This is a genomic window from Clostridium sp. MCC353, from assembly GCF_018785315.1.
Classification (GTDB): Bacteria; Bacillota; Clostridia; order Lachnospirales; family Lachnospiraceae; genus CHH4-2.
Genome location: NZ_WQPN01000109.1, coordinates 71,776 through 91,480, shown reverse-complemented (window position 1 = coordinate 91,480; position 19,705 = coordinate 71,776). Strand labels below are relative to the sequence as shown.

The window sequence follows — 19,705 nt, the reverse complement described above, 5'->3', positions numbered from 1 at the left end:
AGGAAAGCGGGACGAGGGGGCGGACAGAGAACCGGATGGTTGGAAGGGGCCAGGCGGAGCGGAATCCGTCGGGGATGAAAACCAGCTTCCAACCGTAAGTGAAACTAAGGCTCTAGGGATGGAAAAAGACGGTCCGATGCCCATTCACGGTAAACTCTTTATGGGACTTTACCGTTCAGTGGGCATCTCAGAAACTGATTTGGTTTTCAGTTTCTGCCCGTCTTTTTCCATCCCTGCAGCCTAAGTTTCACTAACGGTTTCCAGATGGCTTTCATCCCCGACGGATTCCGCTCCGCCTGGCCCCTTCCAACCATCCGGTTCTCTGTCCGCCCCCTCGTCCCGCTTTCCTGCTGGTTTTCTCCGGCTAAAGTTATTAAAAGCAAATTTAACATAAGGGGTGAACATAAGGGGTGAAGGCATTTTCGAAAATGGCTTAGCCTTTTAATGTAAATCCCCACACCATTTAACATCAACCCTCAAGGCATTTTCGAAAATGCCTTGGCCTTTTACTGTTAATCCCCACGTCAGTTACTTGAAATGTCTATGTCATATTCTCTACTAAATGCCAAACAACGTCTCAATCAAACGTTTCTATGCTTTTTCTACTTTCCTACTCCAAATCTTTATTATCCATAGCGCACCCAGTACACAGCCTGTAAGAAGGGGAACCTGGGGGGGAGGGGAAGGCCGGGCGGCCTGAGGGAAGGACCCAAGGCGGCGGGGATCCTGTGGAGACTGTTTAGTGGAACTTAGGTTTTCAGGATGGAAAAAAGCGGGCAGAAACTGAAAACCGAATCAGTTTCTGAGATGCCCCTGAACGGTAAAGTCATCAGGAGTTTACCGTGAATGGGCATCGCACCGCTTTTTTCCATCCTGAAAGCCTTAGTTCCACTTAACGGTCGGAATCAGATCCCCGCGGCCTTGGGTCCTTCCCTCAGGCCGCCCGACCTTCCCCTCCCCCCCAGGTTCCCCTTCTTACAGGCGTAACTTTTGCCAATCACTCAAATAAAGATTTGCCCAATTTTAGAAGATCAAAGAAAATATCTATTCTCTTCAATGGCCGATTGTGATAAACTTATAAAAGCAGGTGTTGAATAAAAAAGCGTGAATACCTGTATTTTGTCAAGCTAATGAATTAAAGTTCAGGTTTATATAAATATCAGCGATAATAAGGAGAAGAAGATGAGAGAGAGTTTTAAGAAGGCATTAGCGGAACATGGTGTGGATGTGGAAGGAAGTATCAGGCGGTTTTGCGGCAATGAAGGGCTTTATGAGAAGTTTTTGTTTAAATTCCTGGCTGACGATAATTTCAGCAAAGTGGCTCCGGCTTTTGAGGCGGGCGATTATGAAACGGCCTTAATTGCAGCGCATACATTGAAAGGCGTGAGTGCTAATTTAGGGATTAATAATGTGTTTCAAATCTCTTCTGAGATTGTCAATATGATCCGGGCGGGAAAACAGGAAAACGCGAAGGATTTATACGCTGATTTTGAAAAAGCTTATGAGGAGATTTATCAGATTATAAAACAAGAGCAGGGGTGATAAAAAGTATGAAAAGAGATACGATCATTATTGTAGATGATATGGAGATCAATCGTGCCATACTCCGGGGAGTTTTTGAAAAGGACTACAACCTGCTCGAAGCTGAAAATGGAAATCAGGCTCTTCTTTTGGTCGACCAGTATCACAGCAACATCGCGGCCATGCTTTTGGATTTGGTTATGCCGGTTAAAGACGGATTTCAGGTGATGGCGGAGTTGGGAAACAATAACCGTCTGGCAGAATTTCCGGTTGTTGTTATAACGGCCGAGGACTCCGCAGAAAGTGAAGTGCAGGCATTTGATTTGGGCGCATCCGATATTATTATGAAGCCATTTGAGCCTCATGTGGTAAAACGGCGCGTGCAGAATATCATTGAACTGAATTTACATAAATTAAACCAGGATGAACTGATAGAGGAACAGGCGGCCAAATTAAGAGAATCCAATGCAGTTATGATCGATGCTTTGTCCTCCATCATTGAGTACCGGAGCGTAGAAACAGGTCAGCACATTAAACGTATCCGCATGTTTACCCAGATACTGCTGGAGGATGCGGCCCGCAGCTATCCTGAGTTTGGTTTGACGGAGAGGAATATTGCGATCATAGTCAGCGCTTCTTCCATGCACGATATTGGAAAAATCGCAATTCCCGATTCCATTTTAAATAAGCCGGGGCGTTTGACCCAGGAAGAATTTGAAATTATGAAAACCCATTCCATTAAAGGGTGTGAGATGCTGGCCGGGCTGGATCGCATGAGTGACCGGGAATATCTGCAGTACGCCTATAATATCTGCCGCTACCATCATGAACGGTGGGACGGCAAGGGATATCCGGATGGGCTGAAAGGAGAAAGCATCCCTGTCTGCGCCCAGGTGGTGGGAATTGCGGACTGTTACGACGCCCTGACCACGGACCGGGTTTATAAAAAGGCCCTGTCTCCGGAAGTCGCTTTTAATATGATATTGAATGGGGAATGCGGTTCATTTTCACCTAAACTGTTGGAATGTTTTAAGAATGTAAGGGTTACATTTGCCCATTTGTCCAAGGAGTATGCGGATAATAACCTTCAAAAGAGCGGAAACGGGACTGCAGCTTTCGAAGTGAAACATAATATTGAAAACCCACTGGATACTCTTCAATTGGGACAGATGAAGTATTTTACTCTGCTGAGGTATATGAATTCCACAGTTATGGAAGTGGATCTCAATACAGGGCTGTATCATGTAGTTTATTTGTCAAATAAAGACTATGAGCCGCTTAAAACGGGAAGCCGTTTTTCAGAATCCATTCACAATTTTACGGACCGGGCGGTTCATGCCGATGACCGGGCGGATATGCGTAAGTTTTTGGATGATGATATGCCGGAATTTTTTGAAGCCGGTTATATGAAAAAGTCGAAAAAATTCCGGGTTTACAACAAACAGCGGAGGGAATATGTTGGGTGTGATGTCACGGTTATGCGCATAGATACCGGCCACCCCCATCAGAGAAAAGCTATATTAATATGGAAGGAAGAGGGCGAAGAGGCCGTTCAGGCGGCAAAAATAAAACTTTCCGGCTATGAAGACAGTGTTTTACAGGGCATTTTAGGAGGAGTTCAGCAGTGCCTGAATGATCAGGGGTTTACCATAGTCCATGTGAATGAAGGGTTTGCGGATTTAATCGGTTATAGCGAACAGGAGATTCAGGAAACGTTCAACAACCAGTACATGAACCTGATTTATCCGGCTGACCGGCAGGAACTGGTGCGCCAGGTGAAGGAACAGTTAAAATGCGGTAATTCGGTGGAAGTGGAATACCGGGTGACGGCAAAGGACGGACGGGTTTTATGGATACTGGATAAGGGCCGGTTGGTGACGGGAAATGATGGAAAGGAATATTTCATCAGCGTTTTGATCGATATCACACAGTCCAAACAGGCTCAGGAGGAACTGCGGCTGACATTGGAACGCCATAAGATCATTATGGAGCAGACCAATGATATAATCTTTGAATGGGATATTGTAAAGGATCAGGTCAGCTATTCTTCAAACTGGGAGAAAAAGTTTGGCTATCTGCCGATTAAGGATTTGGCAAGCAGGAGAATTCCGGAAGTGTCTCACATTCATCCGGAAGAACTGCCGAATCTCATTCAGCTGATTCATGATATGGCATCAGGAGTGCCTTATAAGGAGACCGAATTCCGGGTGGCGGATATTGACGGCCGCTACCGGTGGTGTAAGATCCGTGCTGCCTGCCAGTTTAATGATATGGGAAAACCGTTTAAAGCGGTGGGCGTGATTATGGATATTGATGAAGAAAAACGGGCTTCTCAGGCGCTCCAGGACAGGGCCCGGAGAGATGAACTGACCCGGCTTTATAACAGAAGCACAGCCCAAAAGGAGATTGACAGTTATCTGGAGCAGAAAACAGCCCAAGAGCAGGCGGCATTTCTCCTCGTTGATGTGGATGATTTCAAAAAGGTAAATGACGGCTATGGGCATCTGTTTGGAGACACAGTTCTTCAGAAGATTGCGGCTGAACTCTCCCAAATATTCCGGAGCGAGGATATAACGGCCAGAATCGGCGGAGACGAATTCCTTATCTTTATGAAGAATATTTCAAATGAAGAGAGCGTAACCAACCGGGCTCAGAGGATTATCGATTCCATGCAGCAGATGCTTTTGCCGGATACTGCGGACCAGTGCCACATTTCAGGCAGCATAGGTATTACGTTCTGCCCGAGGGATGGAGAGAGCTTTGAGACGCTGTTCCAGCACAGCGATATTGCGCTTTACGGCGCTAAGTCACAGGGCAAAAATTGTTATATGGTATTCGATAAAGAGACCATGAACCGGCCGCTTGGCGTCTGGGAGGCACAGATAGTAGCCAAGACCAGAATCGATTCTGATTATGACGGGGTTCCGGCCATGGAAAAAGAGTGACATTCCGGTAATGTTACCGAATAAGCAAGTAAATAAAATCATTGTTTACAGAGCGCCGCAAGGGTTTGGGCTGTCTCAATTTTCCGGTTATTCCGGCAAAATGAGGCAGCTCAAACCTTTGCGGCGCTCTGCATTAATATGGAAAAATATGGTATTTAGATTCTCCTATGGACCCAGTAGGGGGTAAGCGTTTGTTATAGTATTAAATGGGGCATACTAAAGAAAAAAGAAGGGAGAAAAATGCTGTGACAGAAGGCATAATTACAATGAATACCATAGATAGATATGAAAGATACCTGGTGGATGAGGAAAGAAGTAAGGCGACTGTTGAGAAATATATCAGGGACATCCGGAAATTCTTTGAATTTCTTTCTGAGGACAAATGCGTAAATAAAGAAATAATGATTGCATTTAAAAACCATCTTCTGCAAAACTATAAGATCAGCAGTGTGAATTCCATTCTGGTTGCGGTCAATAATTTCCTGTCATTTTCAGGATTGATGGAATGCCGGGTGAAACAGTTCCGGCTGCAAAAGAACCTGTTTTGCAGGAAAGATCAGGAGCTGACAAAAGAAGACTACCAAAAATTGGTGCAGGCTGCCAGATTAAAGGACAATGAGAGGCTGAGTTTGCTGATGCAGACCATATGCTCGACGGGAATCAGGGTCAGTGAGCACCGGTTCATATCTGTAGAAGCTCTGAAACAGGGCTATGCGGTGATCAGCAATAAGGGAAAAACCAGGACGATTTTTCTGACACCGGAGCTGTCGGGGCGTCTGAAGGTGTACTGCAGTAAGAAACATATTGAATCAGGCGCGGTTTTTATCACAAAAAGCGGTAAACCCCTGGACCGCAGCAATATATGGACGATGATGAAAGCTCTGTGCAGGGATGCGGGAGTGGATCCTAAAAAGGTGTACCCCCATAATCTGCGCCATTTATTTGCGTTTACTTTCTATGGTATTGAAAAGGATCTGCTCAGGCTGGCAGATATACTGGGCCATTCCAGCATCGAAACGACCAGAATTTGTACAATTTCAAGCGGGGTGGAGCATAAAAGGATACTTTCTAAATTGAATTTGCTGTGTTAGGAGGGGAACGGCTGAGGGCAGAAAAAAACCACATAATGTAAATTATGTGGTAAAAGCAATGCTTGCAGCAAGGCAAAAACTACATAATGTAAATTATGTAGTGGGAAAAGCAACGGATACAAAGCGTTATCATCGTAATTTCACAAATTTCTGATGAAAAAAGGGATTTCAGGTGTCAGTGTAGATAGAAAATTATAAAAATTTTATATTTTTCATAAAATTACGGATACCCCCTATTGCATTTTTTTATAAAAAATTGCATAATAAATATGTATTTTGTAAAAAGCAACTACATAATTTACATTATGTAGTCAATACCCGGTTAAAACGTGAGAGAAAGCAGAGGGCATCGTTTATGACAAACCTGAAAAAATGTACGCCTTTTGGGATGAAGGTAAAAATAGCACTGATAAAAAATAACATGACAAATCAGGAATTAGCCGAAAGGCTGGGATACACGAATTCTACGATTAGTGATGTTATTTTTGGGCGCAATTCTAGCCGAAAAACAAAAGAACTGATTGCAAAAGAGTTGGGAATCAAAGATGAAATAGAGTAAAAACAGATTTTTACTTTTATGCAGCAAAACTGAAAAGGCGGAAAGGCCGGTTGTAAAAGGTATCTCATATAAATGGGATGTTTTTAACAGCCGGTTTTTTTATTTCATAGAAAATTCATCCTATCTCATAATAGGCAGCGGTAAGGATTCATGATGTTAAAGCGGCCTGCCGCAGGAAAATCCCGCGAGGGGGATTTTTGTTTGTTTATTAAGAATATGGGGATATTTATTAAAAATTATTTTGAGCCGTTTTATTTTGCCGTTCCTTCCGATTTAATATTATATAGGCATTTTTTAAATTGTTCTGAAGATGGAACAGATGATTGAGCGGCTGCAGACGCGGCGGAAGGTGAGGAAGAGGATGGAAGATAAGATTTTGATCGTGGATGACGCGGCATTTATGCGGCTTGTGATTAAGAATACGCTGGTAAGGGACGGCTTTCATAATATTTTAGAAGCTGAGAAGGGAACTGAAGCTATAGAATTGTATAGAAAAGAGAAACCGGATCTTGTAATTCTGGATATCGCGATGGGGGGGATGTCCGGGCTGGAAGTTTTGGACGAGCTGGTAAAAATGGATCAAAAGGCCCGGATCATCATGTGCTCTTCTGTCGGACGGGACGGGGTGGTTAAGGAAGCTGTCGACCTGGGAGCCTGGGAATTTCTTGTGAAGCCGTTTAAACCTGAAAAATTGTCCCGCATGGTGCGGGATGTCTTAGCTTGTGTTTGAAACTTGCTTTCCGTCAGATATGCATCACGGTTTGTGGGAGATTTGTTCTGAATGAAGGGCGCAGAGCCGTTCTGCTGTCCGCGAATAATGTCGTAAAAATGCAAAAGATCGATTGCTTAATTGGAAGAACTGTTATAAAATGGCAGTGAATCAGTCATTCATCAGTCCTGAAATGCGTTTTATCAGGAAATGCGCGATTTTGGCCTCATTTCAGTTATTATAAGGCTATCAAACAAAGAACTGATAAAAAAGAACAAAAGATATAAAAGGAGGATATGAGTATGTTTTGCCCAAATTGTGGAACAGAACTTCCAGATGATTCCGTATTCTGCGGAACCTGCGGACAGAGAGTAGATGAGGAGGCAGGCGGTTTTGAACAGCCGTCAGGCGATGTGGTTCAGCCAGTAATTCCGGCGGCTCCGGCGCCAGACCAGAAGAAAAACGTTAAGTTAATCGGCGGTATCGCCGCAGGCGCAGTTGCGCTGATTGTAATTATTGCAGTTGCCTTTAACCTGTTTGGAGGCGGGAAATATACCAAACCCATGGATCAGCTCTGCAAACTGGTAAACAGCAAAGAAACCAATATTGAAAAATATGTGGACGCAACCTGTCCCAAGTTTATGGTAAACGCTTATAAAAACGGCATCAGCCTCATGAGCGAAGTGGATGATTTTGACGAAGCCATGGATGATTTAAAGGATGAGATGAAGGATGGTTTTGATGATTTAAAAGACATGTACGGCAAGGATTTCAAAGTAAAATATGAAATTCTGGATAAAGATAAGATGAGCAAGAGTCAGTTGAAAAAGGTTAAAAATTCCTACCGGGATATCCGTTCCAGCCTGGAGTGGGTGCAGGAAGACGGGAAGTACTATGACGCGATCGAAGATGAACTGGACAACGCTACTCTTAAAAAATTTAATAAACTGGTTAAACAGCTTTCTGACGATTTAAAAGAAATCGAAGTGACGGAAGGATATACATTGGAAGTCAATGTCAGCATCGAGGGTAAGGAAGACGATGATGATGAAGACATGAAAATCAATGTGATTAAGGTTAACGGAAAATGGTGCATCGATTTTACATCCGGCGATTTTAACATTCTTCCAAGCCTTTTATGGTAATCAAACAGATATAAAACTAAGTGCGAATCAACTTGTCGGAACCCGGTTCCCATGCTATACTTAATACATTAAATGTTTTTACACACAGGGGACAGTATGATGAGCGTGATCATGAAAGCTGGTTTCGAAAATCGAAAGGAGCAGAATACTGGTATTGTGATGCGCAGTTCGTCACAATACCGATATTCAAGCTCCTTTTTAGTGTTTAAAAGGGCTTGTATCATAAAATCAAACATGGATCTTTATAATGGACGCTGGAGTCTGACTTGTCAGGCTCCTTATTTATAAAAAAGTATTCAAAAAAAAGAGGGAAGTACAGGTGAAAAACGGTTTTAAATTGCTGGATCATCCATTATATATAATAATATTTGTAATAGCGGTAACCATTCTGACAACTCTCATTATTGTTGTGAAATCGGGAAAAAAGAAAAAGGAACAGCGCAGAATGGCTATGGAAAAGCTGCGGGAAGAAGCGCTGGACCGGGCCCTTGAAAATCCCTTTAAAGGGAATGAGGGAAGGGATGGAAAAGGGCTTCAGCGTCCGGTAGCTGTGAATTACGGACAGGATGAAAAGACGCTGAAAAGGGACCTGCCGGCTCATGGCAGATGTATGCTGGAGCTGACGGAGGTCAATGAACTGTCAACGAGAAAATACCTGCTGAACCCATCCGAGGTCATAAGGATTGGAAGGCAGTTTGATGTTAATACCATAGTGATCAATAACAGGAGCCTTTCAGAACGCCAGTGCGAGATATTCCAGCACGGGCAGGATCTCTATATCAGAAACTGCCGGATGTCGGTTCCGGTCAGGCTTTTGAGGAAAGCGGATTCCGTCATTGTGGATGAAAGGGGTATTAAAATACAGTCAGGGGACTGCATAAACGTCGGAACTGTCCGGCTGGAGGTTTCCATCATAAGAAACTGACAGGGATGAGCTGATAGGGATACGCTGTCTCCATGGGATAAATGGAGGGAAATATGAGTATTGTACTTTCTGTCTACAGTAAAAGCGCATTTAAGGAGTTTGTGCTGCCTGCGATTAACAACGATGATACGACGGTGATCATCGATAAGGATTTATTCCGGCTCCGTCAGGACGTGGTGTTAAAGCTGGAGGTAATAGAAAACCGCTGGATGTTTACGGACAGCCGTTGTACCATCACCAAAGGTTCGGCCCCTTATAACAGGGAACAACTGGGCAACGACGATATTTTTCTGGTGAATACGCCTTATGAAGAGCAGATTTCCATCACGGTCGGTGAACAGGAGAGTTCTTTCTGCGTCTATGAGAAATATTTTTTAGGGGACGGTATGGCGGTGACCATCGGCAGCAAGCCGGAATCCATGATCCGTTATCAGTACCAGAAACTGGTGTCCCGTGACCATGGAGTGTTGAAGATGCAGGGCGGTGTGCTCCGGTTAGAGGATACCAGCCGGAACGGCGTATTTGTGAATTCAGTCCGGGTGATCGGATCGGCCCAGCTTCATTTTGGCGACCGCATTGACATTTTCGGGCTAAATATGGTCTGTCTGGGAGATATTCTGGCCGTCCGCCCATGCAGGGGGCTGGAAATCAACCGGGATATCCTTAGCATTTGGACGATGCCTGCGGCAGAGGTTCCAAAGCCTCAGGGAGTGGTGAAACGGGAGAGAGAGTATTTCCACCGCGCGCCCAGAAACATTGAAAAACTGGAAGATGAGGCGGTTGAAATCGAAGCGCCGCCCAATCCCCAGGACATGGCGGAGACCCCGTTAGCTATGGTGATCGGACCGGCTATGACCATGGCGGTTCCTATGCTTTTGGGAAGCGGCCTGGCCGTTTACAGCAGCCGGATGTCAGGAGGAAATACCAGCGCGTTCATGTATACAGGGCTGATTACAGCCGTATCTTCCGCTGTGATCGGGGCTGGCTGGGCCATTGCCAACCTGCGCTACACGAAGGAACGGAAACGGAAGGAAGAACTCAAGCGGTTTGAACGCTACAGCGAATATTTAATCAAATGCACTGATACGATCCGTGGAAAATATGAGAAGAATACCAGAATTTTGAATGAACAGTATCCAGCGGCGGCGGTGTGCAGCGGTTATGACAGCAAAACCACACAGCTTTGGAACCGGAACATGAGCCATGAGGATTTCCTGATGGAACGTCTTGGAATGGGAGATATCCCGTTTCAGGTTCCCATCACCATACCCAAGGAAAAATTCACGCTGATCAACGATTCTCTGGCGGATAAGCCTAAATTCATCCAGGATAATTATAAAACCCTTCATGATGTGCCAATCTGCATGGACCTTCTGAAAGAGCACTTGATCGGGGTGATCGGCGGCGAACATAAAAAAGGCGCTGTGGATGTGGTCTACAATCTGGTGGCCCAGATCGCTGCCAACAACTGTTATACGGACGTGAAGCTGGCATTTATTTACGATGGCGCGCAAGGAATTGACGGGGACTGCTGGGATTTCGCCGGATGGCTGCCCCATGTCTGGTCGGAAGATAAAAAGACCCGTTATGTGGCGGGCAATAAATCAGACGCCAGCGATGTATTCTATGAACTCACCAAGGTATTCCGGTTTCGTGCGGAGGAACAGGCTGGACAGAACAGAGAGACTGCGCCGAAACCTTATTATATTCTGATAATTGCGGAGCCTTCCTTTTTGGAAGGGGAACCTGTGGCCCGGTATATTTACGGAGCTGAAAAGAACATCGGGCTATCCACCATTCTGCTGGCGGAAAAATATGAGGATCTGCCCAATGCGGTGGAATGCATCATTCAAAATGACAGCTCCTTTGCCGGATTTTACAATGCGGCCAGCGATTACGCCAAGCGGACAGCCGTCCGTTTTGACGAGATGAACCAGAAAGCGCTGGAGGCGCTGGCAAGGCGTTTGAGCAGCATTGAAGTGAATGAAGTGGAAATCGGGGGTGAGATCCCGTCTTCCCTGACATTTTTTGATATGTATGGAATTTCCTCACTGGACGAGCTGAATGTGGCCGACCGCTGGAGGAAGAACCGCACATATGAGAACATGAAAGCTCTGGTGGGCCAGAAGGCCGGAGGAGCGCCCTGCTATCTGGACGTACATGAGAAATATCATGGGCCTCACGGACTGGTTGCGGGCACCACCGGTTCAGGCAAGTCTGAGACTTTGCAGACCTATATGCTCTCGCTGGCCATCAATTTCAGCCCGGATGACGTGGGATTTTTCATCATTGACTATAAGGGCGGCGGAATGGCCAACCTGTTTGCAGGACTGCCCCATCTGATCGGGCAGATATCCAACCTGTCGGGAAACCAGGTCCACAGGGCCATGGTATCCATTAAAAGTGAGAACCGCAGACGGCAGAGGATTTTTAACGAATACGGCGTCAACAACATAAACTTATACACCAATTTATATAAGAACAAAGAAGCGAAAATCCCCATTCCCCACATGTTCATCATCATCGATGAGTTTGCGGAGCTGAAACGGGAAGAACCGGACTTCATGAGGGAATTGATCAGCGTGGCCCAGGTGGGCCGGAGCCTTGGGGTCCATTTGATCCTGGCAACCCAGAAACCCAGCGGTACGGTGGATGACAACATCTGGAGCAACTCCAAATTCCGCCTCTGTCTGAGGGTGCAGGACCGGCAGGACAGCATGGATATGCTTCATAAACCGGACGCTGCTTACCTGACCCAGGCGGGAAGGTGTTACCTGCAGGTGGGCAATGATGAACTTTATGAATTGTTCCAGTCGGGATGGAGCGGAGCAGCCTACGACGCGGAACTGGGCAATGCGAAAAATGTGGTGGCCCGGATGATTTCCGATACCGGAAAGGCGGGAATGACCGGAAGCCATACGAAGATGAAGCGGAAAGAGGAGGTTCTGGAACGGTGGCTGATCCGGCTGATAGGCTATGCCGGAGACGCCTTTGAGCAGACGGACGGAAACCTGGACAAAGCGGTGGATCTGATCTATGGAATGATGGAAAAAGATCGTGTGGATTATGCCAAAAATGACTACAATACAAGGCGGCTCATGGATTTCATGGAACTGTATGAGGATGTCTGCATGGCGTCTCCGGGTGATTTGAAGGAGCAGGCCGGGCAGATTGTGCTGAATGCCAAACGCCTTGGAAAGAAGCTTCCGGAGCAGAAAGAGAAGACCCAGTTGGACGCTGTGGTGGAATATTTGAAAGAATCGGCCCAGAGGCTGGGATACCGGAATGATATTAAGCTATGGCTTCCTGTACTTCCGGACACGATGTATTTAAACCAGCTTCCGGGATATGAGGAAGAGGCATTTGACGGCAGCAGGTGGCCGGAACCGGGACACAGATGGAGTCTCCAGGTTAAAATCGGCATGTACGACGATCCGGAGAACCAAGCCCAGCGGCCTCTTACGGTGGATTTCGCGGAAGGAGGCCATCACGCAGTATGCGGTATGGTCATGAGCGGAAAGAGCACCTTCCTGCAGACCCTGGCATTTGCCCTGGTAAACCGGTATACGCCGGATTATGTGAATCTGTATGCCATCGATTTCAGCAGCCGCATGATGTCGCCCTTTGAGGGGCTGGCCCACGTGGGCGGAATCATGTATGAAGGGGAGATGGAGAAGATATCCAAGTTCTTCACCATGATATCCAGGATTTTAGCGGAGCGCAAGCTTCTGTTTAAGGGCGGAAATTACAGCCAGTATGTGCAGGCCAACGGCGTTACCTGTCCGTCCATCATCGTGATGATCGACAGTTATGCCAATTTTAAGGAAAAAACGGAAAACCAGTATGAGGATGTGCTGATCCAACTGGCGAAAGAGGGGTCTGCCAACGGCATTTATCTGGTGCTTTCAGCGGCAGGTTACAGTTCGTCGGAGATCCAGTCCAAGATCGGAGACAATATCCGTACTTCCATCTGCCTGGAAATGGCTGATAAATTCCAATATGCGGACGCGTTAAAGACCATGAGGGTTTCCGTACTGCCGGAAGCCAATATCAGGGGGCGGGGCCTTGCGGTTGTGGACGGCAGCATTCTGGAGTTCCAGACCGCTTTGTCGGCGGAGGCGGAAGACGATTACAAACGTATGGAAGCCATTAAGGCGGCCTGTGATCGGATGAACCGCTGCTGGGATGGAAAACGGGCAAAACCGGTACCGGAGATTCCGGCAAAACCGGTGTGGTCTGAATTCGCGGCCCTTGAAGACACGGCTGCTGCGGCTGAGGATGACAGGACGCTTCCTATCGGCTATAACATGGAAACAGCCGCGGTTTACGGCATTGACCTGAGTAAAATTTACTGCTGGCTTATTTCAGGAAAGGCCAGGACGGGCAAAACCAATCTCATGAAGGTGATGATCCGTTCGGCGGCGCTGAGGGGAGAGAAGATCTGGGTGATTGAATCGGGAACAGAGGAACTGCGCCAGACCGCAGAAGAGGCGGGGGCCGAGTATCTGGATTCTGACCAGAAGGTCTATCATTTCTTTGAAAGCATTATTCCATCCTTTAAGGCGAGAAATCAACTGAAGCGCCAGTGTGTAAGTGAGGAAATGGAAGAAGAAGCCATTTATGAGAGGATGCAGGAGCATGAGAAATATCATATTTTCATTGCGGACCTGGTGTCATTTGTAAACGGAATCTATAATCCGCAGCCGGGCGTGGCCTCCATGCATGGATTTGTGGAAAATATTACGGATAAAGGCGCGCTGCACAATGTATTCTTCTATGCCTGCTTTAACCAGGACAACATAAAAGATGTGGCGGGACGGAAGGTTTATGAAAACTTTATCCGCATGAAAAATGGGGTTCATCTGGGCGGAAAAGCGGATGAACAGAGAATATTTGATTTTAACAGCCTGCCGTTTATGGAGCGGAGCAAAGCGATGAAGGCAGGAAACGGTATGATTCCTTCTGAAGAGGGTGAAAAGCCTTGCAGAGTAGTAATACCTTTATCCAGGGGGTAAATGATGATTTCATTTTTGACATACGATGAGGACAGGGCGGAACTTGTCTCCATCAGAAAACAGGTGAAGGACCTGGCCGGAAAACTGAGCGAGGAGGACTGGGATATCCGGGAATTTTTTAAACTGCCGGAATTTCAGGAGTACATAAATAAGGAACCACTGGCGGATGTGATGTGCTATGACGTGACCGGGAAGCAGGGGCTGGAATATCTGGAACAGATACGGGCTAAATACAGGGAGGCGCTTCTCATGGTGGTGGCGGATACCGGTGTGTCGCCCATGCGGTATTTGAGGCCGGCAATCGCGCCCGCTTCCCTGCTGCTGAGGCCGGCGGACGAAAAACAGATCCGGGAAGTGCTGGCTGAGACGCTGAAGTCATTTCTGGAACGGTTTGAATCCCGGGATATGGCGGAGAGTTTCGTGATCGAGACCCGGGAAGGGAAACAGTATATCCCGTACAGCCAGATTTATTATCTGGAGGCCAGGGAAAAGAAGATTTTCGTGAGGATTTTGGATCAGGAGATCGGGTTTTATGAAACCATGGAGAATTTGGAACAGAATCTGCCTTCTGAGTTCATCAGGTGCCACAGAAGCTACATTATTAATGGAAAAAAGATTGATAAGGTGATGCTTTCCCAGAATATGGTGACGCTCACAGGCGGTTTGGCCGTCCCGTTGTCGAGAAGCTATAAAAAGTCTTTAAAGGATTATAAGATATGATGAAGGAAGAAGAGAAAATCTGGTATTTTAAGGAATTGGAGCTGGCAGTGCTTTTGGCCGCTGGCGGTGTGGAGGAACTTTACGGATATGCGGTTTCATACCGGGACGCGGATGATGAAACGCTGATCCGCTGTATTCACGGCCTGATTAAAAAAGGGATTTGCGGCAGTGAAAACGGAAAGCTTACGATTCTGGGTGAAACGGCTGTCTGGCTGGAGAAACTGAGGATGTCCCGGACTGTGGTAAGAATCATGGGGGACAGGGACCAGGGCCAGATCTGCCTGGCTTATGTGGCGGAAGACGGGCTGGTGATGATGGAAAAACAGTTTGATGAATTCCGGATTTGGTGGCTGCCTTCTGAACAGATTTTAACCTGGATGGAGGAGAGCGGGCTGGCGCCTGAGCGGGCGGAGGAATCGGCGGCCAGGGCCCAAAAGACCGGGGAGCTGGATGAAGGCGTCCGGGAAGAACTGGAAACGCTTTTGGAGCAGGGGCCGGATCAGAGGACGGGGCTTATGGAACTGGAACAGATGGAAAGGCGGATGGCTTCTTTTGACGTGATTTCCTGCGGGGCGGGATTTACGGAGACGCGGTATTTGATCGTGAAGGGAAGCATTTATCCCTATCTCCTCACATGTGGTATGGATGGTAAAAAGGCGGAAGTCTATTCCAAGGAAACGTGGGGGGAGATTGTCAGGAATTTTTGGTCGGAAGGGGATGTGCTGGAGCGCGTTTGAAGCGTGTCTGGTTTGATGACACGGGGGCAGAATTGCGCATCCGTGGAATATAGGCGCCGCAGAATTACAAGGCCGTGGAAGTCCGGCGCCGCAGAGTAATGCAGCCGCGGGGGCGGCGGAAATGAGGGAAAGATGGTTCTGGTAGATGTAACGGTGCCTTCCCTGGGAAGGACTTATGATTTCAGCCTGGATGAACAGGTTCCCATATCCGTGCTGATTCCTGAGATGGTGGAGATGATCTGCCAGAAGGAGCGGTGCGGTTTAGAGGGGATACAGGGCAGGTTAAACCTGTGCTGTATGGACAGCAGGGAAATCCTTTCGCCGGAGGCTGATTTAAAACAGTATAAGATAATAAACGGCAGGCGTCTGATGCTGATATAAATCAGGGTAAAATGGTCGTTTGTCATGATAAATGTGCAGTTGGTCAGCTTTTTATAACCTGGCCGCCGCATTCTGCTATTATATGGATACAAGGAGATGAGACAGTGTTTAAAGTAACAATTGAACCATTATTAGAGACCAGTGACAACTTAAAAGTGTTAAGCCTGCGGATGGAGCAGGAGGCGGAAACCTTAAAAAGCGTGGACGCCGCGTTAAGAAGCCTGTCTTATCTCGATGAACAGAGGAGAGACATCCGAAAGAAACTGGCGGACCTGGAAGAAAAGCAGATGCAGATGAGCCAGATGGCACAGGCATTATCCCAAATTGCGGAGTGCTACAAAAAGAGTGAGGAACGGATCGAGACAGAATATGAACAGCCGAAAGGGATGATCACAGCGGCTGAATTCGATGTCAGCCGGTTTAAAAATCTTTTTGCAAGCCTGAAACGGATGGAAGTTATTTAAAGGAGGTAAAAGCAGTGGCGGGGAGTACGATCGAAGTTACGATTTCTTCACTGAACAGCGACATTGATACCTTGAGGAGCACCCTTAATTCACTGAAAAGCCATTCAGACCGGATGCAGGAACGAATCCAGGAGCTGGGGGGCATGTGGGAAGGGCCGGCTCATGAAATTTTCAATGCACAGTTTAACAATGACTATATGGCGCTTCAGACACTTTATCAAACCCTGGAGGAACTGATCAAATGTATGGAATACGCCAAGGCGGAATATCAGAAATGTGAAGATTCCGTAAGCGCTGCAATCGCGGCCATACGGATCTAAGGAGGGGAAGAGATGGGATTACTTGCTTCCGGGGTACATATTAAAGTATCCACAGATGTTTTAAACAATAAGGCGGTGGAAACCGCAAAAGAAATTGAGGGAATGAAGCGGGATTTTGATACCTTAAAACAGACGGTAAAAGCTTCTTCTTCCTACTGGATCGGGGAGGCCGGGGATCTTCACAGAAGGCTGTTTGAAGACCAGTCGGATGATATCGATGAGATCATCAAGCGTCTCAGTGAACATCCGGCGGATTTACAGCAGATCGCAGGCGTTTATGCATCCAACGAAGCTGAGGTCCAGGCAATTGCCGGTGAACTTCCCACAGATGTATTATTTTAGGAGGGCGTTATGAGTTCAAGATCAGAGATCAGGTTTAATTTCAGAACTGCCATCAGACAGGCAGAGCGGCTGGAAACCTCGGCCGATCAGTTGAAAAAGCTTGCCAATACATCTCTTGATAATTCACTGGGTACGCTTTCAGAAAACTGGAAGGGGGAAAACGCAGGCGCTTATATCAGAAAAGGGGCGATGCTTCAAAAAGAGATAGCGGCTACATCGGAGGAACTGAACCGGGTGGCGGGCGATATCCGCAGGATAGCGAAAAGGATTTATGATGCGGAGATGGAAGCGCTGCGGATTGCCAGCAGGAGAGATTATTGAAGTAAAGGGCTAAGGCATTTTCGAAAATGCCTTGAGGGTTTAAAGTAAGGCGTGAAGGCATTTCCTAAAATGCCTTGAGGGTTTAAAGTAAAACGTGAAGGCATTTCCCAAAATGCCTTGAGGTTTAATATAAAAAGAGGAGGACAAATAATATGTCAGCATTTTCAGTAACAGCATCAGAATTAAGAAGGAAGGCCGATGAATTAACAGGCTTAAACAACAGATTAAAAAGCGAAATCGGAACCCTTGAAGGCTACGAGAACCAGTTAGCGTCCATGTGGGAAGGCCAGGCGCAGGCAGCGTTCCGCAACGCGTTCAATAATGACAAGGGCCAGATGAGTGCATTTGCGTCCGCAATCGACCAGTATGTAACCGCCCTTTTAAACATAGCCGCAAAATACGAGCAGGCAGAGCAGAAAAACCAGGAAATCGCATCATCCAGAACCTATAAGTAGATATGAAACGCGGAAATGAAGCTGTCAGACAGCAATAGAAACCAGACAAGACCAGAAAAGGAGATAAATTATGGAAGGCATTTTAAAAGTAACCCCTGAAAAATTAACCGAAGGCGCAGCTAATTTTGGAAATTCCGGCAGGACTGTCAGCAGCCTGACCTCAGAAATGATGAGCACAGTAAAAAATCTTTCAACCGTATGGGAGGGAGAAGCATCCGCTGCTTATGTGAACAAATTCACCCAGCTTCAGGATGATATCGAGCGCATGAACCGCATGATCCAGGAACATGTCACAGACTTAAATGACATGGCGAGAACGTATCAGGATGCGGAAAATGCCAACACTCAGGAATCCGGCGGACTTCTGGGAGATGTGATCCAGTAAAATATGAGGTGTTTTGAAGCGCCGGGAGCTGCCAGGACAGCGCCTGGCTCTTCTGGTATCCGATAATAAATGAAAGCCGTTTATGCGGCGGAATTAGAGGGAGTATGAAAAAATCAGGTTTAAAAGCGCTTATGATGGCAGCGGCAATGGCCATAGCGTCTGTTATGCCGGCCTCTGCCGCAGATCCGGGGGCAGTGCTCAGCACAGATACCAAGGATGGCCAGATCGTGATGTATGTACAAAATCCCGGAACCGTGGAGAGTATGGATTTCCAGATTGGAACCGGTCTCTGCGGCCAGGTGGAGAGCAGCCCTGTATCAGATCAGGAGATACCTCTTAAAACAATGATACTTCTGGATAATTCCCTGTCGGTGACGGAGAAATACCGGCCCTTAATCAGCCAGATGATTCAGGACATCGTGGCGGACCGGATGGACAGGGAACAGTTTACAATCGCCACATTCAGTGAAAGTATTCAGTATCTGATTCAGGACAGCAATGACTACGCCCAGATCAAGCAGATTGTGGATGGGATCAGCTATCAGGACCAGGAGACCTATCTGACCGATGTGCTGTACGATCTGTTAAAAGAGCTGGATCAGGCGGAAGATGATTGTTTTAAGCGGATCATCATCATTTCCGACGGGGTGGACAACAAAACCATCGGCTATACCAAAGAGGAATTATACGACCTGATCGGTAAGAAGCCATATCCCATCTATACTCTGGGATGCACTTATAAGGATAACAGCGGGCAGCTAAAGAACATGTTCGCCTTGTCCCGCATGAGCAATGGACGGTCTTATCTGCTGGATGAGGTGGAAGACCCCATAACGGTGGTGACAGACTTGGCCGGTGACAGGGATATTCTTAAAATCACCGCCCGCCCGGACGCAGACCAGTGCGACGGTTCGGTTAAAACGGTACAGATCACCTTCCATACCTCAGAGGGGGATGTGGCCTCCATGGCGGAGGTGCGGATGCCTATGGTTCAGGCGGGGGCTGCGGCGGAGCCGGAGACCGAAGAACAGGAAACGGAGCCGGAAACAGATGCTGAACCTGTTCCTGAAACCGAAGAAGAGGAAGAAGATGAGCCGGAAGACGGGAACATACCATTTGCGGTGCTGGCGGCCGGATTGGGGATCGTGCTCATTTTTATGGCTGGCATCACTGTTTTGGTGGTGGTAGTTGTCAAAAAGAAGAATAAACGGGAGACATTTGAACCGTTTAACGGCAATCCGCCGGTAAATGAACCAGGGCCGTCCGACAGGAGGCAGGAAACGGAATGGCTGGAGCAGAATAGGGGCGGCCAAAGAAATGACAGCACCCAGATGCTTTGGGACGATAAAAGGAAATATGTGCTCTGCCTGGCAGACCAGAAGAATCTGGCCCGCACCTTTGAATGCCCGCTGGCCCAGTCGGTGGTGATCGGAAGAAAGCCGGAGGCGTGCCAGATGGTGCTGGATTATGATAAATCGGTATCGGGCAGGCATTGTGAAATATTCATTAAAAACGGTAAGTTTTATATCAGGGATTTAAATTCCTCCAATGGAACATTTGTGAACGGCAGCAGGGTTTTGACCGATGCGGAGGTCTATTCAGGATGTATCCTCACATTGGGAAGGTTAACATTAAAATTGGAAATTCATTAGAATTTGAAATGAAGGATG

At 47.0% G+C, this 19,705-nt stretch carries 19 protein-coding genes; all 19 read left to right on the top strand.

Features of this window, described 5'->3' with window-relative positions:
- On the top strand, positions 1-244 hold a 244-nt coding region (locus GPL15_RS18685), incomplete at its 5' end, for a hypothetical protein (protein ID WP_215700215.1).
- A 938-nt stretch (positions 245-1,182) separates the two neighbouring features.
- Positions 1,183-1,542 carry an Hpt domain-containing protein gene (locus GPL15_RS18680; protein WP_215700214.1) on the top strand — a complete coding sequence of 120 codons (360 nt, stop codon included), beginning with the start codon at positions 1,183-1,185 and terminating at the stop codon, positions 1,540-1,542.
- Positions 1,543-1,550: 8 nt separating this feature from the next.
- On the top strand, positions 1,551-4,466 hold the full coding sequence (locus GPL15_RS18675; protein WP_215700213.1) for a diguanylate cyclase: 2,916 nt from the start codon (positions 1,551-1,553) through the stop codon (positions 4,464-4,466).
- Between the two features lie 245 nt (positions 4,467-4,711).
- Positions 4,712-5,557 carry a tyrosine-type recombinase/integrase gene (locus GPL15_RS18670; RefSeq protein ID WP_346345000.1) on the top strand — a complete coding sequence of 282 codons (846 nt, stop codon included), beginning with the start codon at positions 4,712-4,714 and terminating at the stop codon, positions 5,555-5,557.
- Between the two features lie 355 nt (positions 5,558-5,912).
- Entirely contained in the window at positions 5,913-6,116 is a 204-nt protein-coding gene (locus GPL15_RS18665) for a helix-turn-helix transcriptional regulator (protein ID WP_215700212.1), read from the top strand.
- Between the two features lie 361 nt (positions 6,117-6,477).
- Positions 6,478-6,846, top strand: coding sequence for a response regulator (locus GPL15_RS18660; protein WP_215700211.1), 369 nt, complete (start codon positions 6,478-6,480; stop codon positions 6,844-6,846).
- A gap of 281 nt (positions 6,847-7,127) precedes the next feature.
- Complete coding sequence (locus GPL15_RS18655) at positions 7,128-7,970, top strand: zinc-ribbon domain-containing protein (RefSeq protein ID WP_215700210.1); 843 nt, start codon at positions 7,128-7,130, stop codon at positions 7,968-7,970.
- A 319-nt stretch (positions 7,971-8,289) separates the two neighbouring features.
- Positions 8,290-8,895, top strand: coding sequence for an FHA domain-containing protein (locus GPL15_RS18650; protein ID WP_215700209.1), 606 nt, complete (start codon positions 8,290-8,292; stop codon positions 8,893-8,895).
- Between the two features lie 53 nt (positions 8,896-8,948).
- Positions 8,949-13,910, top strand: a complete 4,962-nt coding sequence (gene essC, locus GPL15_RS18645) for a type VII secretion protein EssC (RefSeq protein ID WP_215700208.1) — start codon at positions 8,949-8,951, stop codon at positions 13,908-13,910.
- Positions 13,911-14,630, top strand: a complete 720-nt coding sequence (locus tag GPL15_RS18640) for a LytTR family DNA-binding domain-containing protein (RefSeq protein WP_215700207.1) — start codon at positions 13,911-13,913, stop codon at positions 14,628-14,630.
- A complete protein-coding gene (locus GPL15_RS18635; RefSeq protein ID WP_215700206.1) occupies positions 14,627-15,367 on the top strand; it encodes a hypothetical protein in 741 nt (246 codons plus the stop codon). The genes GPL15_RS18640 and GPL15_RS18635 overlap by 4 nt, the downstream gene beginning before the upstream one ends.
- 132 nt (positions 15,368-15,499) lie before the next feature.
- Complete coding sequence (locus GPL15_RS18630) at positions 15,500-15,748, top strand: EsaB/YukD family protein (RefSeq protein WP_215700205.1); 249 nt, start codon at positions 15,500-15,502, stop codon at positions 15,746-15,748.
- A 104-nt stretch (positions 15,749-15,852) separates the two neighbouring features.
- Positions 15,853-16,212: a hypothetical protein gene (locus GPL15_RS18625; RefSeq protein ID WP_215700204.1), complete on the top strand. Its 360-nt coding sequence runs from the start codon at positions 15,853-15,855 to the stop codon at positions 16,210-16,212.
- Positions 16,213-16,226: 14 nt separating this feature from the next.
- Complete coding sequence (locus GPL15_RS18620; RefSeq protein ID WP_215700203.1) at positions 16,227-16,532, top strand: WXG100 family type VII secretion target; 306 nt, start codon at positions 16,227-16,229, stop codon at positions 16,530-16,532.
- A 12-nt stretch (positions 16,533-16,544) separates the two neighbouring features.
- On the top strand, positions 16,545-16,874 hold the full coding sequence (locus GPL15_RS18615) for a WXG100 family type VII secretion target (RefSeq protein WP_215700202.1): 330 nt from the start codon (positions 16,545-16,547) through the stop codon (positions 16,872-16,874).
- Positions 16,875-16,883: 9 nt separating this feature from the next.
- Positions 16,884-17,195, top strand: a complete 312-nt coding sequence (locus GPL15_RS18610; RefSeq protein WP_215700201.1) for a hypothetical protein — start codon at positions 16,884-16,886, stop codon at positions 17,193-17,195.
- A gap of 152 nt (positions 17,196-17,347) precedes the next feature.
- Positions 17,348-17,650 carry a WXG100 family type VII secretion target gene (locus tag GPL15_RS18605; RefSeq protein WP_215700200.1) on the top strand — a complete coding sequence of 101 codons (303 nt, stop codon included), beginning with the start codon at positions 17,348-17,350 and terminating at the stop codon, positions 17,648-17,650.
- 70 nt (positions 17,651-17,720) lie between these two features.
- Complete coding sequence (locus GPL15_RS18600) at positions 17,721-18,035, top strand: WXG100 family type VII secretion target (RefSeq protein WP_215700199.1); 315 nt, start codon at positions 17,721-17,723, stop codon at positions 18,033-18,035.
- A gap of 104 nt (positions 18,036-18,139) precedes the next feature.
- A complete protein-coding gene (locus GPL15_RS18595; RefSeq protein ID WP_215700198.1) occupies positions 18,140-19,687 on the top strand; it encodes an FHA domain-containing protein in 1,548 nt (515 codons plus the stop codon).
- Positions 19,688-19,705 lie beyond the last annotated feature (18 nt).